Annotated in this window: 12 protein-coding genes and 1 pseudogene; 3 read left to right on the top strand and 10 right to left on the bottom strand. The window is 72.7% G+C overall.

Features of this window, described 5'->3' with window-relative positions; translation table 11 throughout:
• A complete protein-coding gene (gene thrS, locus AB0399_RS27350; RefSeq protein ID WP_366413163.1) occupies window positions 1-1,296 on the bottom strand; it encodes a threonine--tRNA ligase in 1,296 nt (431 codons plus the stop codon).
• Window positions 1,297-1,612: 316 nt separating this feature from the next.
• Between thrS and AB0399_RS27355 the strand changes: the two genes are divergently transcribed.
• Window positions 1,613-3,196 (top strand): protein kinase, encoded by a 1,584-nt coding sequence (locus tag AB0399_RS27355; protein ID WP_366413164.1) that lies wholly within the window; start codon window positions 1,613-1,615, stop codon window positions 3,194-3,196.
• Here the strand turns inward: AB0399_RS27355 and AB0399_RS27360 are convergent.
• The 3 genes from AB0399_RS27360 to AB0399_RS27370 are packed head-to-tail and all read right to left on the bottom strand — an operon-like array spanning window position 3,092 to window position 5,005.
• Window positions 3,092-4,108, bottom strand: coding sequence for a hypothetical protein (locus AB0399_RS27360; protein WP_366413165.1), 1,017 nt, complete (start codon window positions 4,106-4,108; stop codon window positions 3,092-3,094). The two genes, AB0399_RS27355 and AB0399_RS27360, sit on opposite strands and share 105 nt — an antisense overlap.
• A 51-nt stretch (window positions 4,109-4,159) precedes the next feature.
• The gene (locus AB0399_RS27365; protein WP_366413166.1) at window positions 4,160-4,381 is read right to left on the bottom strand and encodes a hypothetical protein; all 222 of its coding nucleotides are present in this window, start codon (window positions 4,379-4,381) and stop codon (window positions 4,160-4,162) included.
• Between the two features lie 45 nt (window positions 4,382-4,426).
• Window positions 4,427-5,005 (bottom strand): TetR/AcrR family transcriptional regulator, encoded by a 579-nt coding sequence (locus AB0399_RS27370; RefSeq protein ID WP_366413167.1) that lies wholly within the window; start codon window positions 5,003-5,005, stop codon window positions 4,427-4,429.
• A gap of 90 nt (window positions 5,006-5,095) precedes the next feature.
• Here AB0399_RS27370 and AB0399_RS27375 point away from each other — a divergent pair, with 90 nt between their 5' ends.
• Complete coding sequence (locus AB0399_RS27375) at window positions 5,096-5,542, top strand: DUF1772 domain-containing protein (RefSeq protein ID WP_366413168.1); 447 nt, start codon at window positions 5,096-5,098, stop codon at window positions 5,540-5,542.
• A gap of 35 nt (window positions 5,543-5,577) precedes the next feature.
• Here AB0399_RS27375 and add read toward each other — a convergent pair whose 3' ends face one another.
• From add to AB0399_RS27405, 6 genes are all read right to left on the bottom strand, one after another.
• The gene (gene add, locus AB0399_RS27380) at window positions 5,578-6,627 is read right to left on the bottom strand and encodes an adenosine deaminase (RefSeq protein WP_366413169.1); all 1,050 of its coding nucleotides are present in this window, start codon (window positions 6,625-6,627) and stop codon (window positions 5,578-5,580) included.
• A gap of 174 nt (window positions 6,628-6,801) precedes the next feature.
• A complete protein-coding gene (locus tag AB0399_RS27385; RefSeq protein WP_329361379.1) occupies window positions 6,802-7,389 on the bottom strand; it encodes a hypothetical protein in 588 nt (195 codons plus the stop codon).
• Window positions 7,390-7,475: 86 nt separating this feature from the next.
• Window positions 7,476-10,778: an alpha-mannosidase gene (locus AB0399_RS27390; RefSeq protein WP_366413170.1), complete on the bottom strand. Its 3,303-nt coding sequence runs from the start codon at window positions 10,776-10,778 to the stop codon at window positions 7,476-7,478.
• Window positions 10,779-10,876: 98 nt separating this feature from the next.
• The gene (locus AB0399_RS27395; protein WP_328473405.1) at window positions 10,877-11,689 is read right to left on the bottom strand and encodes a carbohydrate ABC transporter permease; all 813 of its coding nucleotides are present in this window, start codon (window positions 11,687-11,689) and stop codon (window positions 10,877-10,879) included.
• Entirely contained in the window at window positions 11,686-12,642 is a 957-nt protein-coding gene (locus AB0399_RS27400; protein ID WP_329361377.1) for a sugar ABC transporter permease, read from the bottom strand. Before AB0399_RS27400 ends, AB0399_RS27395 begins: the two co-directional genes overlap by 4 nt.
• A complete protein-coding gene (locus AB0399_RS27405) occupies window positions 12,630-13,922 on the bottom strand; it encodes an extracellular solute-binding protein (RefSeq protein ID WP_366413171.1) in 1,293 nt (430 codons plus the stop codon). The genes AB0399_RS27400 and AB0399_RS27405 overlap by 13 nt, the downstream gene beginning before the upstream one ends.
• A gap of 116 nt (window positions 13,923-14,038) precedes the next feature.
• Between AB0399_RS27405 and AB0399_RS27410 the strand changes: the two are divergent.
• Window positions 14,039-14,400 (top strand): annotated as a pseudogene (locus tag AB0399_RS27410) (hypothetical protein); the annotation flags it as partial.

Below are 14,400 nucleotides of genomic sequence, written 5' to 3' on the forward strand. Positions count from 1 at the left end.
TCACCCCGCCGCGGCGTCGTCCTCCGCCCCCTCGTCCCACAGCCGCGCGCCGTGACCGCCGACCACCGCGGCGACCCGCGCCGCCAGCTCAGGACCGGGCAGCGGCGCGGGCCGCCGACCGTCCCGCAACCGCACCGCGACCAGCCCGGCCGCGGCCTCCCGGGCGCCGATCACCGCCTGGTACGGCACCAGGCGCGCCTGCCGCACCCGGGCGCCGAGGCTGCCCTGCTGCGGGTGGGACACCTCGGCCCGCAGCCCGAGTGCCGCACAGCGCGCGGCGAACGCCTCCGCGTCCGCCGCCTGCTCCGCCCCGACCGGCAGCACCGCCACCTGCACCGGCGCCAGCCACGCCGGGAACGCGCCGCCGTGCACCTCGACCAGGTGCGCCACCGCGCGCTCCACGCTGCCGACGACGCTGCGGTGCACCATCACCGGCCGGTGCTTCGCCCCGTCCGCGCCGACGTAGCGCAGCCCGAACCGCTCCGGCTGGTGGAAGTCGACCTGCACGGTGGACAGGGTCGACTCCCGCCCGGCGTGGTCGGCGACCTGCACGTCGATCTTCGGGCCGTAGAACGCCGCCTCGCCCTGCTCCGCCTCGTACGGCAGGCCCAGCCGCTCCAGCACGCCGACCAGCGCCTCGGTGGCCCGCTGCCACGCCTCGGGCGCGGCCGCGTACTTGCCGCCGGGGCCCGGCAGCGACAGCCGGTAGCGGGCCGCGCGGATGCCCATCGCGGCGTAGGCGCGCCCGATCAGCTCCAGCGCGCCCGCGGCTTCCTGCTCGACCTGCCCGGGGGTGCAGAAGATGTGCGCGTCGTTGAGCTGGATGGCCCGCACCCGGGTCAACCCGCCCAGCACCCCCGACAGTTCGGCGCGGAACATGCCGCCCAACTCCGCCATGCGCAAGGGTAGTTCGCGGTAGCTGCGGGACTGCGAGCGGTAGAGCACCGCGTGGTGCGGGCACAGGCTCGGGCGCAGCACCATCTGCTCGCCGCCGACCTCCATGGGCGGGAACATGTCCTCGCGGTAGTGCGCCCAGTGCCCGGAGATCTCGTACAGCTCGCGCTTGCCGAGCACCGGGGAGTACACGTGCCGGTAGCCGGCCGCGCGTTCCTCGCCGCGGATGTACTCCTCCAGCGCGTGCCGCACCGCCGCGCCGTCGGGCAGCCAGTACGGCAGGCCCGCGCCGATCAGCGGATCGGTGCCGAACAGGCCCAGCTCGCGGCCGAGTTCGCGGTGGTCGTGCACGGCGTCGGGTGCGGCCGCGTCGTGGTGGTCGTTCCTGGGGACGTCGTTCATGGTGTCGCCTCTCCGCGGTGGTGGGGCGGCCCGCGGCAGCACGAAGCCCCGGGGCGATCGCCCCGGGGCTTCGGACTCAAGACATCGGTCAGCGCGCCGGGACACTCTCCGGCGTCGTCGTCATCGCGATCATCGCGGCGCGCTTCATGCGGAGGACCGTAACAGGGGCCCGGTGCGGTACGCCAACGGTTTCCGCCACCGTTCCCACCACGGTCTCCGCGCCGGTTTCCGCGCCGGATTCCGCGCCGGGGCCGTCCCGACACGGGCGGGGACGCCGTACCGTGGGAGCAGCACGGGAGCGGCGTACGGGGGTCGGGTGGGGACAGTGGCGGGTGAGGCGCAGCCGGGCCAACTGGTCGGCGGGCGTTACCGGTTGGTGCGGAGGCTGGGGGCCGGGGGGTTCGGGCGGGTCTGGCAGGCGCACGACGAGTCGCTGCGCGTCGAGGTCGCGGTCAAGGAGGTCTGGCTGCCGCCGGCGATGAACGGCGCGGAGCGGGCCGAGCGGGTCGTACGCGCCGAGCGGGAGTCCCGTAACGCCGCCAGGCTGCGCAACCATCCGAACATCGTCACGGTGCACGACGTGGTCGTCGAGAACGGGGTGCCCTGGACGGTCATGCAACTGGTCGACGGAACCTCGCTGGCCGATCACGGTACGGCGCGGGGGCCGCTGCCGGTGGCGGAGGCCGTGAACGTCGCGGCGGCGCTCCTGTCGGCGCTCGGCGCCGCCCACGACGCCGGGATCGTGCATCGGGACGTCAAGCCGGACAACGTGATGCTGGCCGACGACGGCCAGGTGCTGCTCACCGACTTCGGTATCTCGGTCCACCAGGCCGACACCGCGCTGACCGCGGCCGGCGGGTTCATCGGGTCGATCGAGTACATCGCGCCCGAACGGGCCCGAGGCGCGGACGAGCAGGCGGCGAGCGACCTCTTCTCGCTGGGGGTGACGCTGTACCAGGCGCTGGAGGGCGTCTCGCCGTTCCGCCGGGGCACCCCGGCCGCGACGCTCGCCGCGGTGCTGCTGGACGAGCCGCCGGCGCCAGGCCGAGCCGGTGAACTGGCGCCGCTGATCGCGCAGTTGATGGCGAAGGACCCGGAGCTGCGGCCCACCGTCGCGGCGGCGCAGGCCATGCTGGAGGGCATGCCGCGCGGCAGCGGCCTGACCGCCGTGGGCACGGTGCCTGATCTCGCGGCGACGGATCTCGCGGTGGCGGCGCCGGACACCGGGTCGGCCACGGTCCGGGACCCTGCCGTGGCGGCTGATCCCGCGGGGGACCCTGCGGTCGCCACCGTGGTGGAGACCGCGTCTGAGACCACACCCGCACCCGCGTCTGGGACCACACCCGCACCCGAGCCCGGAACCTCACCCGAGAGCGGGGACGCACCACGTCAGGAGTCCCGCCGGCCGAAACCGGGCCGGATCGCGGCCATCGCCGTGGGAGGCGTCGTGGTGGTCGCCGCCGTCGTGGTCCCACTCGTGCTGTGGGCACCGGGGCACCATGCCGCCGACCCGCTGAGCGGCCTGCGTGACCCTTGCGCGGCCGTGCCGCACTATTACTTCGAACAACTCGGGTTGCCCGAGCCTCCGACCCGCCACACGGACGACGTTCGTGGGCGCTCCCGGTGGTGCGAGTGGGGGGCGGGCCAGGACCGGGACCTCACGGTCGGCTACGACACCGAGAGCATGGCGGACACGCGGGCCGGCGACCCCGCGGCGAAACCGTACGCGGGCATCAAGGGCGCCTATGAGGTCTATCGCGCCGACCAGGGCATGTGCGTGGTCACATGGCCGACGTCATTCGGGACAGCGGACCTGACCTACGCGCCCGATCAGCAGCAATCCGACTGCTCGATCGCCGAGGGGTTGGCCCGCGTGGCCTATCCGAACCTCTCCCGCTGACCGTGCCGGAGTCGGTGAAGTGGCTCTCGGTGTCGATGACGTGGGACCTCGGCCGGCGCGCCGGGACACTCTCCGGCGTCGGCGTCGGCACGTTCGTCGCGGCGCGCTTCCTACGGGGGACCCCGTCGGGGCCGCATCGCGGAGGTGGCGCGCGACGAAGTCCCGCCAGTACGCGACGGCTTCGGGCTCGGTCTCCGCGTGGGCGCCCGCGTAGCCGAGGAGTTGCTTGTCGGGCGATCCGAGCTCCTCGAAGAGCGCCAACTGGCCCTCCCTGGGGAAGATCTCGTCGTACCACTGGAGGTGGAAGAGGGTCGGCGCGGTGATCCGCCGCGCGTCCGCCACGACGCGCCGGGGGGCGTTCAGGCCGGCGGGCATGCCGGGCGCCTGCCGGAGGCCGAACTTGCCGAGGACGACGCAGCGCATGCGGTCGTCCAGCGCGGCCGCCAACGGAAGGCCGAAGCGTGTCCCCATCGACAGGCCCAGGTAGCCGAGACGTGCGGTGTCCACGAGGCCCAGGGCCCCGAGGGAATCCACCACCGCCAGCCAGTCGCCCGTCATCCGGTCGAGAACGGCGTCGAGCCCCTCTTCGACGATGCGGGGCTGGTACTCCTCGGCCGGCAGCGGGCGGGGGACCCGGTCGCCGTGATACGGCCCGTCGACGGCGAGCGCGGCGATTCCCACCTGCGACGCGAACCAGCAGGCCAGGCCGGTGACCCGCGCGCTCCTCTTGTGCCCGCTGCCGCCGTGTCCCAGCAGGACCAGAGCGGGAGGTGCGGAGGACGGGGTGGGCGGCAGCCAGAGCACACCCGGCACGGTGCTCCCGTTGCGGGGCAGACGGAACACCGCCTCCCGGACACCGCCCTCCAGCACGCGACGACCGACCCACGCCACTGTGCCATCCACCTCGTCCACGCAGCCATTGAACCAGCGGCCCCGTAGCCGTCGCGTGGAAGTGACGCTCCGTCAGTTCGCTGCGCGTACCGGCACGTCGGCGCCGAGCGCGTCGAGGACGGCCAGGGGGTCGAGACAGTCGCGCCAGTGCGTGATCCCGCGGTCCCGGATGGTGATCGCCGACACGAAGTGGTTGCTGTACCGCTTTCCGGTGCTGCCCTGAGCGGCGCCACCCTGAGGGGACCGTACGGTTCGGGACGGGCGCTCGCACTGGGCGACCATCCGACCACGCACGGCGGTACCGTTGGGACGGGGGCAGGAGTTAAGAGCGTTAAGCGGTCAGAGCCGGGCGAGGCGGTCGACCAGGAGGGCCACTCGCGGTTCGGCGTCCTGCGGGAGGAGGCGGCCTGACCGGGTCAGCGTCGCCAGGCCGTGCAGGGAGGCCCAGAAGACCTCGGTGAACAGCCCCGGGTGGACGCCGTCCCCGGCGACCTCGCCCAGGCTCTCCAGCAGTGCGGCGAAGGCGTCCTTGAGTGGCTCGGGGGTCTCCTCCTGGGCGAACGCCAGGCCGCCGTCGAGCTGGAAGATGGCGTCGTAGACCGCCGGGTTCTGCTCGGCGAAGTCGAGGTAGGCGCGGGCGAGGGCGGTGATCCGCTCGCGCGGGCCGTTCGCCCTGGCGGCCGCGGCCCGCACCGCCGCCGCCAGCTCGGCGGCGCCCTCCAGGGCGACGGCGCCGATGATCTCCCGTTTGCCGCGGAAGTGGCTGTAGAGGACCGGCTGGCTGTACTCGATGCGCTCGGCGAGCCGGCGGGTGGTGACGGCGTCCCAGCCCTGCTGCTCGGCGAGTTCGCGGGCCGTCGCCAAGATCAGGCGCTCGCGGGCCGCCCGTTCGCGCTCCTTGCGTTCCTTTACCGACATGATCCGATCCTAGCAGTGCTAGACAAGCAAGCTCTAGTAGTACTAGCGTTGACTCATCACCTAGCAACACTAGATTCTCAGGGGGTCGTCATGGTCAATGCGCTCGAGGTGCTCACCACCGTGGTCGTCGGCGTGATGGTGGGGGTGGAGTTCTCCGTCGCCTTCGTCATGAATCCGATCCTCAACGCGCTCCCCGAGGACAGCAGGCAACAAGGCCACGCGCACGGGGGCCGGATGCTCGGCGCCGTGATGCCGGTCTGGTACATCACCTCGCTCGTCCTCACCGCCGTCTGGGCCGTCGCCAGGTGGCACCACCACCACACCGGGCTCGTCGTCACGGCCGGCGCGCTGCTGATCGTCAGCGTGGTCATGTCGATCCTGCTGCTCGTCCCGATCAACAACCGGAACAAGAACTGGACCCCCGACAACCGGCCCGCCGACTGGAAGGAGCAGATGGACCGCTGGCTCCTCCTCCACTACGTCCGCGTCGCCGTCATCATCGCCGCCTTCACCCTGCTGGTCGTGGCCCTCGTCTGAACCGCCGCCGCGACCTCGTGGGGGACGGACCGTGCTCACCGAGCGGCGGACGCCGCTCGGTACGCGCGCTCTGGAGGCTGGTTCGCGCGCACGTGGGCGTCGACCGCGGCGAGGTGGGCGGCGATGCGGTGGGGGTCGTCGAAGGAGGCGCGGAAGCTGTTGCGGGCCAGGTCCGCCAGCGCGGGCCGGTCCAGGCCGAGGTCGGTGTGCACGGCCTGGTAGTTGTCGTTGACGTAGCCGCCGAGGTAGGGCGGATCATCGGAGTTGACCGTGACCAGCAGGCCGGCCGCCATCATCGCGGGCAGCGGATGCGCCGCCATGGACGGCACGACGCGCAAGGCGACGTTCGACGGCGGGCAGACGGTCAGCGGGACCGCCTCGTCGCGGAGGCGGGCCATCAGGTCCGGGTCGGCCGAGGCAGCGACGCCGTGGTCGATACGGTCGGCCCGGCAGATGTCCAGCGCTTCGCGGACGTACTCGGGCGGGCCGTCCTCGCCCGCGTGGATCGTGGTGCGGTAGCCGCGGGCGCGGGCGGTCGCGTAGTAGTCGGCGAACTTGGCGGGCGGGTTGCCGCGCTCGGCCGCGCCGAGCCCGATGCCGAGGAGTCGGTCGCGCCACGGCTCGATCAGCTCCAGCACCTCCAGCGCGGCGGCCTGGGTGCGGTGGCGCTGGCTGGTGACGATCAGCGCGCCGTCGATGCCGAGGTCGGTGCGCGCGTCGGAGATCGCGGCCAGGACCGCGTCGAGCTGGTCGCCGATCGGGGTGCCCGCGTCGAGGAACGTCTGCACCCCGAGGAACATCTCGGCCCGCCGGACCCCGTCGGCCGCCGCGCGGGTCAGGTAGGACCGGGCGAGGTCGTAGAAGTCCTGGCGGGTACGCAGCACCGAGGCGGCCCGGAACAGCAACGGCAGGAAGTGTTCCAGGCCGGTGAACGTGTAGGCGGCGCGCGCCTGTTCGACGTCCGGCCAGGGCAGTTCCACGTGGTTGCGCGCGGCGAGCGCGAAGAGCATCTCCGGTTCGAGCGTGCCTTCCAGGTGGACGTGCAGCTCGGCCTTGGGCAGTGCCGCGACGAACGCGTCGGTCATGGTGGGACTCCGTACAGTTCCGTGCGAGGACCAGCTCCCGCGGCAGCGCAGGCAGGCGGGCCCGCTCGCCAGGGCCACCGGCCACCGGCCACCGGCCACCGGCCACCGGCCACCGGCCACCGGCCGAGCATAGTCGGGGGCGGCTGAAAGGCACCGTCGGGGACGGCACCGCGCTCAGCCGCGCTGCCGGGCCTCCATCGTCACCGCCAGGGCGAAGAGCAACTGCCGGTCGACGGAGTCCTCGTGCACGGTCAGGCGGTACCAGTCGTCGAACACCTTGGGCTTGTCGATGCTGAACACCGGCTCGCCGTCCCGCGTGAAGTCGAAGTGGTACTTCACCAGGGCGCCGGCGATCTCCCCGGCCGTGTCGAGCAGCGTCAGCAGCCGCCGGGCCCGCGCGGTGGTGGCGCTGCGCTCGGTGCCGGTGAGCCTGCCGAGGCCGGGCTGCTCGAACTCCCAGGTGGTGCGGTCGACCGACTTCCTCGGCAGCACCCCGAACGAGCCGAGCAGCCGGTCCTCGGGGTCGAACGCCTCGTATCCGGTCAGGGCGGCGAGCCAGCCCTTCGAGCTCTCCCGGACGGCCACCAGCTTCTCGCCGCGCCGCTCGTCCGTGTAGATGTCCAGCGCGTCGGACATCTTCAGCTGCTTCTCGGCGTAACCGAGCTGCTTCCCCGGTTTCCCGCTCCCGTCGTCCGCGGAGATCCGGTACTTGCGCTTCAGCCCGAGGGAGGTCTTGCGTACGTGGTAGGTCGAGGTCGGCACGCTCCCCAGGGTAGGCAGGTCGGGGCGGAGATCGGGCCGAACCGCCCGGGGGCGGCGGCGCCGTGGCGGCGCCGCCCCCGAACCGGTCAGCCGCCTGCCCGCGGGCGCAGGCGGACCGCCGTGCTGCCCAGGCGCGGGATCTCCACGAGCACGTCGGCGCCGTCGCGGGTGGCCTCGCCCGCGTGGTCGCCGAGGTAGGTGGCGCGTTCGGCGTGCGCGACGGGGAAGCCGCAGCGCAGCCGGACGGTACGGGGCTCGTCGGCGTAGGACTGGAGGCGGACCAGGAGGTCGGCCGGCTCGGAGCCGCCCTCGTCCGCCTCGCGCCCCTCGCCCTGACCCTGACCCTGACCCTGACCCTCGCCCTGGCCCTCGCCCCGCGCCGGGACCGGCGCCGCGTCGACGACCCGCACGTACGGATCGTCGAGGGCGAGCAGCGCGCGCTCGCCCGGGTCGTCCGCGGCGGGCTCGCCGTGCGCGGCGACGCCCACCAGCGGGTGGTCGATCTCCTGGGCGGTGCGCAGGCCCAGCGCCTCGGCGGCGATGGTCTCGCCGCGCCGGCGGACGCCGACCGCGTAGCGGAAGGTGGTGTCGAACGCCTGCTGGGCCGGGAAGTTGGTGTCCCAGAGGTTGTTGTGGACCCACGAGTAGAGGGTGCCCGGCTGCCGGGGCGCCGTGGAGTCGGGGAACGGCGCGTACGGCAGCGGGATGGTCTCCGGCTCGACCAGGGGCGCGTCGCGCGTCACCCACGCGACCGGCCCGCCGGCGTCCCCGAGCGCGACGAACGACCGTACGGCGCGCATGTGCTGGGGAGCGCCGGGGACGTGGGCGAGGCCGGTGCCGGTCAGGGCGCCGGTGATCTCGTAGCGGACGGCGGGGTCGGTGAGGGCGAACGGGAAGGCCAGGTAGGCGCTCTCCTTCGCCATGGTCGCGGGCTTGTCGAAGCGGTTGTCGAGGACGACGTGGGCGTCGTCGCGGCCCAGGCTGACCGTGGTGCGGGCGAGGTGGACCCCGTCGGCCGCGTACTCGTAGGTCAGACGCGCGCCGAGGGCGTCATCGACGCGTTCGAGCAGGACGGCGGGCCGGGCCAGCGAGCGCGAACCGAGGAGTTCCAGCTCGTCGGACGTGGTCGTCTTGTTGGCCTGGTGGTTGTAGCCGGGCGCCGAGGTGTAGGTGTCGTAGACGTAGCCGTTGAAGCCCACGACGGCGTCCTGGTCGACGAGTTCGCGGCCGGTGGCCTTCTCGGTGATCGAGGCGACACAGGCGCGGGCCAGGTCGACCCGCACCGTGAGGTGGTCGTTCTCCAGCACCAGGTCCTCCGCGGTCGGCAGCGGGACCCGGCGGTCGCCGTCCTCGGCGTGGCCGTCGGTGCGCGGGGCGACCGCGGTGCCCGGCTCGCCCGCCGTGAGGTCCAGCCGGACCAGCCCGAGCGGCGGGACATCGGGCACCTCGACGTGCACCCACCGGCCCGCGTCCCGGTGCACCGGGTTGACCTGCGGCGTCACGACGGTGGGCAGCGGCTTGCCGGTACGGCCGTCGGTCACCGCCAGCGCCCGGTCCAGCGGGACGCGGCTCTCGCGTACGAACAGCGCGACGACCGAAGTGCGCCGCGCCGACGTGGTGTTGACCGCCCAGAAGGTGGCGTCGGCGCCGGCCGCGGTCGGCAGCGCCGCGCCCAGCGCGGCCGAGGCGTGGTCGCGGAAGGTGTCGGCGTCGTTGTCGCCGTGCAGGGCGTAGCCGTACTTCCAGTGCCACTGCTGGTCGCCGGAGGACATCCCCTCGTCGCCGTGGGTCCAGGGGTCGGCCGCGCCCCACGTGTGCTCGTTGAACAGGGAGATCGACCGGTAGACGCCGGCGGCGCCGAGCCGGGCGTCGGCGGCGTGCGCGGGGGCGGGGCCGGCGGGTTCGGCAGAGTCGACGGGTTCGGCGGAGGGGGCGGTTCCGGCCCGGCCGGCGAGGTCGGTGAGCGCGGCCATGCCGTACAGCGTGGTCGCGTCGGCCACCTTCGCCTGCGCGCGGCGGACCATCGCCTGCGGCCGGGCGCCGGAGCCGACGCCCTCGACCCACCAGTCGCCCCAGTCGCCCTCGAAGACGGGGACGGCGTCGCCCAGCCGCTGTTCGGCGTCGGTGAAGAAGTCCGTGTTGGTGGACAGCCGCAGGGTCGGCGCGGCCCAGGTCTCGTTCCAGCGGCGCACCGTCTCCGCGAGGATCAGCCGCGGCGGCGCGTTGTCCCCGAAGTGGCCCTGGACCCGCAGGTGCAGCAGGTCCCACGGGTACGGGTCGCGGTGGCCCGCGGTCGGCCCCGGCGAGCCGAACAGCTCGGGCGGGATGGGGTAGGGGTTGGTGGCGAGCGCGGTCAGGTACGCGGGCAGCAGGTCGTCGACCATCTCGTAGGAGGTGTCGAAGCCGAGCACCGGGCCCTCCATGTAGGCCAGGCCGTGCGGGCTGTCGGTCATCCAGGTCAGCAGCTCGTTCCCGGACGGGGCGCGCCAGCGGAACAGCCGGGGGAGTTGCGCGCCGCCGTTCATGTTGGGCACCGAGCGGCCGGCCCAGTTGTGCGCCACCGACAGGTAGCGCACGCCGAGCGGGGTCAGGGCGTCGGGCAGCCCGGCGACGGTGCCGGGCACGTCGGTCTGCATGGCGCTGCGGAAGTCGATGCCGTGGGTCTGCTTGACGCCGCGGGCCAGCCGCAGCAGTTCGTGCAGCTCGTCCGTGGAGCAGGTGTCGGTGTGCAGGTTGTACGGCATGGCGGTCAGCTCGATCTGGCCGGCCTTCACCCGCTGGATGAACTCCGCGACCCGTGCCGCCGGCCGGGCGGCCGCCCACTGCTCGAACGACCACAGCGACTCCACCGCCCAGCGGAACTTGGCGTTGTCCGGCCAGTCGTCGGTGGCCCGGGTCAGGTCGAGGCAGGAGTCCAGGAACGCGACGTGCTCGCCGAGCACCGTGCCCTGCGGGTCGGTGTACCCGATGTCGAGGTGCGAGTGGTGCACCAGGTGGATCGTCCACTCGCGCGGCGGCTGGAGGACGAAGGCGAGCACCGCGGAGGTGCCGTGGCCGGTGGCGGTGATCCGCAGGTCACGCGGGGCGCTCTCCAGGGGCAGCAGCAGCCGCTGCCCGCCGGGTGCGGGCACGGCCTGCACGGGTATCGACCCGCCGCCGGCGGCCTCGGCGGTGAAGGTCCACCCGCCGTGGTCGGACCGGTCGCCGTCGATCAGTATCCGTACGCAGCGCAGCGCGCCGGACGGGGTACGCCGGACCAGGTGTTCCGGCATGGCGCGGAGCCGGGTGCCGCCGGCCTGGGCGGTGGCGGCGACCGCGAGGCCGACCATGCTCGTCCGGGCCTTGTCGGTCGACCATCGGCGGTCGCGTACGAGGGCACGCGTCGTCATGAGCTGTCTCTCCCAAGGTGGTTCGGTCAGGACGTCGGTGGTGCGGTCCGCGGGTGCCGGCGTCGGGACGCCGGTGGTGCGGTCCGGAGGTGCTGACGTCAGGACGTCAGGCGCAGGCTGTTGACGAAGAAGCGCTGGAAGACGAAGAAGAGCACCACGGTGGGCACCGACGCGACCAGCGCGCCGGCCAGCACGACGGGCGGGCCCACCGTGGAGTAGTTGCCGCTCAGGTCCGCCAGGGTGGCCATCACCGGCCGCACGTTGGGGCTGAGCGAGAGCGTGATGCCGAACAGCAGGTCGTTCCAGATCCAGGTGAACTGGAAGATGAACGCGGCCAGCAGGGCGTTCCTGGCCAGCGGCAGGTGGATGGAGAGGAACATCCGCAGCCAGTTGACGCCGTCGAGCTGGGCGGCCTCGGAGATCTCCCGCGGCACGGTCATCATGAAGTTGCGGTTGACGAAGAACGCGAAGGGCACGGTGAGCGCCACGTAGATCAGCACCATGCCGTACTGGGTGTCGTACAGGCCGGTGCGGGCGTACCCGGTGAACAGCGGGGACAGGAAGGTCTGCAACGGCAGCACGGTGCCGATGAAGATGGCCCAGAACCAGATCGCCGGGCGGCGGACCGGCATGACCGTGACGGCGAAGGAGGCCAGCGCCGCGATCACCACCGCGATCGCCGCGCCCACGACGGCGTACAGGAAGGTGTTCAGCAGGCCCCGCCCGACGTCGGCGCTGGAGAACGCGGCGCGGATGTTGCGGGTCAGGCCCCAGGAGCCGAACCACCACCGCGGCGAGCCGGTGTACTGCTTCGACGGGGTGAACGCGTTGACGACCACCAGCCAGGTCGGCAGCAGCCACAGCACCGAGACCAGGGCGACCAGCACATGGCGTACGGCCCGGCCGGTCATGCCACGCCTCCCCGCTGCGGCTGGACCTGCCGGCGCAGGTAGAGCCAGGACGCCGCGACGACCACCGCGGTCAGCACGACGGACACGGCGGCGCCGTAGCCGTACCGGTTGAGGGTGAAGGTCTGCCGGTACATCGTCAGGGCCAGCGTCTCGGACGCGGTGCCGGGGCCGCCCTGCGTCAGCAGCCACACGATGTCGAAGGTCTTGAGGCTGTTGACGATGGACATCCCCACCACGACCACGGTCATGGGCCGCAGTTGGGGCACGATCACCTTCAGGAACAGCTGCAGGCCCTGCGCGCCGTCGATCTTCGCGGCCTCGATGGTCTCGGTCGGGATGGTCTGCAACCCGATCAGGAACAGCAGCAGGGCGGCGCCGGTGGACTGCCAGGTCGTCGCCACGATCATCACGATCGTGTTCAGCGGCCAGTGCAGCAGCCAGTCGTGCTGCCAGCCGCCGAGCCCGATGGCGTGCAGCGTCTGGTTGACGGCGCCGTCGGACTTCAGCAGGTACGTCCACAGCAGGGCCGTCGCGGAGCCGGACAGGGCGTAGGGGATGACCACGGCGGTGCGGGCCACCACGCCCCAGCGCACCGAGTGGGTCAGCACCGCGAGCACCAGGCCGAGCAGCACCGGCAGGACCAGCGTGCCGACCACCCACATGACCGTGTTGAGCAGCGACCGGCCGAAGTCGGGGTCGGTGAGCAGCGCACGGTAGTTGGCCAGGCCCACGAAGTGGGCGGTGATGCCGTTGTCGTCGAACAGGCTGCGGTAGGAGGTGACCGCGAACGGCACCACCAGCAGCGCCGCGACGAGCGCCACGGCGGGCGCGAGGAACGCACCCACCCATGCGGCGCGCCGGACGCCGCCGTGCCGGGGCACGCGGGCCGGGTTCCCGGATCGGCGGGCCGTCGTGCGGGGGACCGTCTTGGCTCCAGAGGTCAGGACTTCCACGCCTTCCACTCCTTTTCGGCTCGGCGCTGCATGCTCGCCAGGGTCCGCGCGGCCCGGGCGGCCGTGGGGTCGATCATGAAGGCGCTGAGATCCTGCACGTTTCCCTCGATCAGCACCGGTGGGGACGCCTCCCAGTAGCGGATGGCCTGCGCCGGCCGCTGCGTACGGACCTGCGCGGCGACCTCGCGCACCGCTCCCACGTCCGGCACCACCGACGGGTCCGCGGAGGTGTCGCGCAGGAAACCGGTCCACGCCCGCTGCACGGCCGGGTCGAACCAGGTGCGGGCGGTGTCGAGGGCGCCCTGGCGCTTGTGGGCCTTGGCCGACACCGCCAGCACGCCGCTCTCCACCACCACCGAACTCGTCCCGCCGGGCGGCGGGGGCAGCAGGAACGCGCCGAGGTCCGCGTTCTTGATGCCGGCGGTGAGGAACGCGCCGGTGTTCCAGGTGCCGTGCAGGCACATCGCGGTGGTGCCCTGCGCGAAGCGTCCCGGCAGGTCGGAGACGGACGCGTCGGGCGAGGAGAATGCGCCGCGCCGGTACAGGTCGCTCCACACCCCCATCGCCTGGCGGCACTCGGCGTCGGTGTACGACCGCTTGCCGGCGGCGAGGTCGAGGTAGAACCGGTGGTCCAGCCCGTTGACGAGCTGCTGGAACCAGATCGACGACTCCCAACTGGTCGCGCCGCCCGACGAGATGGGCGTGATGTGCCGCGCGTGCGCGGTGTCCACCACGTGCAGGAACTCCTGCCAGGTGGTGGGCACCTCGACGCCGAGCCGGGCGAAGACCGGTTTGCTGTAGAAGACGGCGTAGTACGACTTGTACAGGGGCACGCCGTACTGCCGGCCGTCGGCGGTGAACGTCTCGCGCAGCGCAGGGTCGTCGCACCAGCCGCGGCTCTTCGCCTCGTCCCACGCGCCGGTGACGTCGGCGAGGATGCCGGCGCGGGCGACGTCCCGCAGCCGGTAGCCGTTCCACCACTTGACGAGGTCGGCGGTGGAGTCCGTCTGCGCGGACATCCGCACGATCTGCTGGTAGTTGCTGACGTTGGGCACGGCCTGCGGTGCCAGCCGGTAGCCGCCGAGCCGGCGCAACTCGGTTCCGGCGGCGTGGTATCCGGGCGTCCAGCTCGGGTTGTCGTTGAAGAGCGAGAGTGTGTCGGCCGGTGCGGGCTTGGTGAGTGTGCCGCGCTCACAGGCACTGAGCGCGAGGGCGGCGGCCCCGGCGAACGACGCGGCCAGCGCCGTGCGCCGGCTTACCGTCCGGGTCGTGTCGATCATCCCCATGGGACCCCCTCGTCACGGGTTCAGCGGCCTGCTAAGTTATCGGTAACGTACAGGTGTGCTCAGGGTTTGAGAAGACTTAACGTTGACGTTATCTCGATAAGGTTGGTGACATGGTCGACCGTCCACAGGCCACAGTGCAGGCGTCGCAGTACGACCCCCGGCCGCGCTACCCCGTGAGCGACGGCACCGTCATGGTGGGATGGGCCGACGCGGCGGACGCCCTGGGCGCAACCGTCCGGCTGCTCGCGGTCGATGGGCCCGCGGCCGTCGAATGGGAGGCCGTCGCACGCGAGTTGACGGCAGCCCTCGCCGCCACCCGCCCCCGCGTCACCGTCGCGGACGTCCGCGACGCGGCGCGCGACTGGGCCGACATCCGCCGCCTCACCGAGTCCGAAACGCTGCGCGACGACCCGGACTTCGCGAGACTCGCAGGTGGCAGCCTGTCCGACCTGTTGGACCCGGACGCGCTGGC

The organism is Streptomyces sp. NPDC088194, assembly GCF_040702025.1.
Lineage (GTDB): Bacteria > Actinomycetota > Actinomycetes > Streptomycetales > Streptomycetaceae > Actinacidiphila.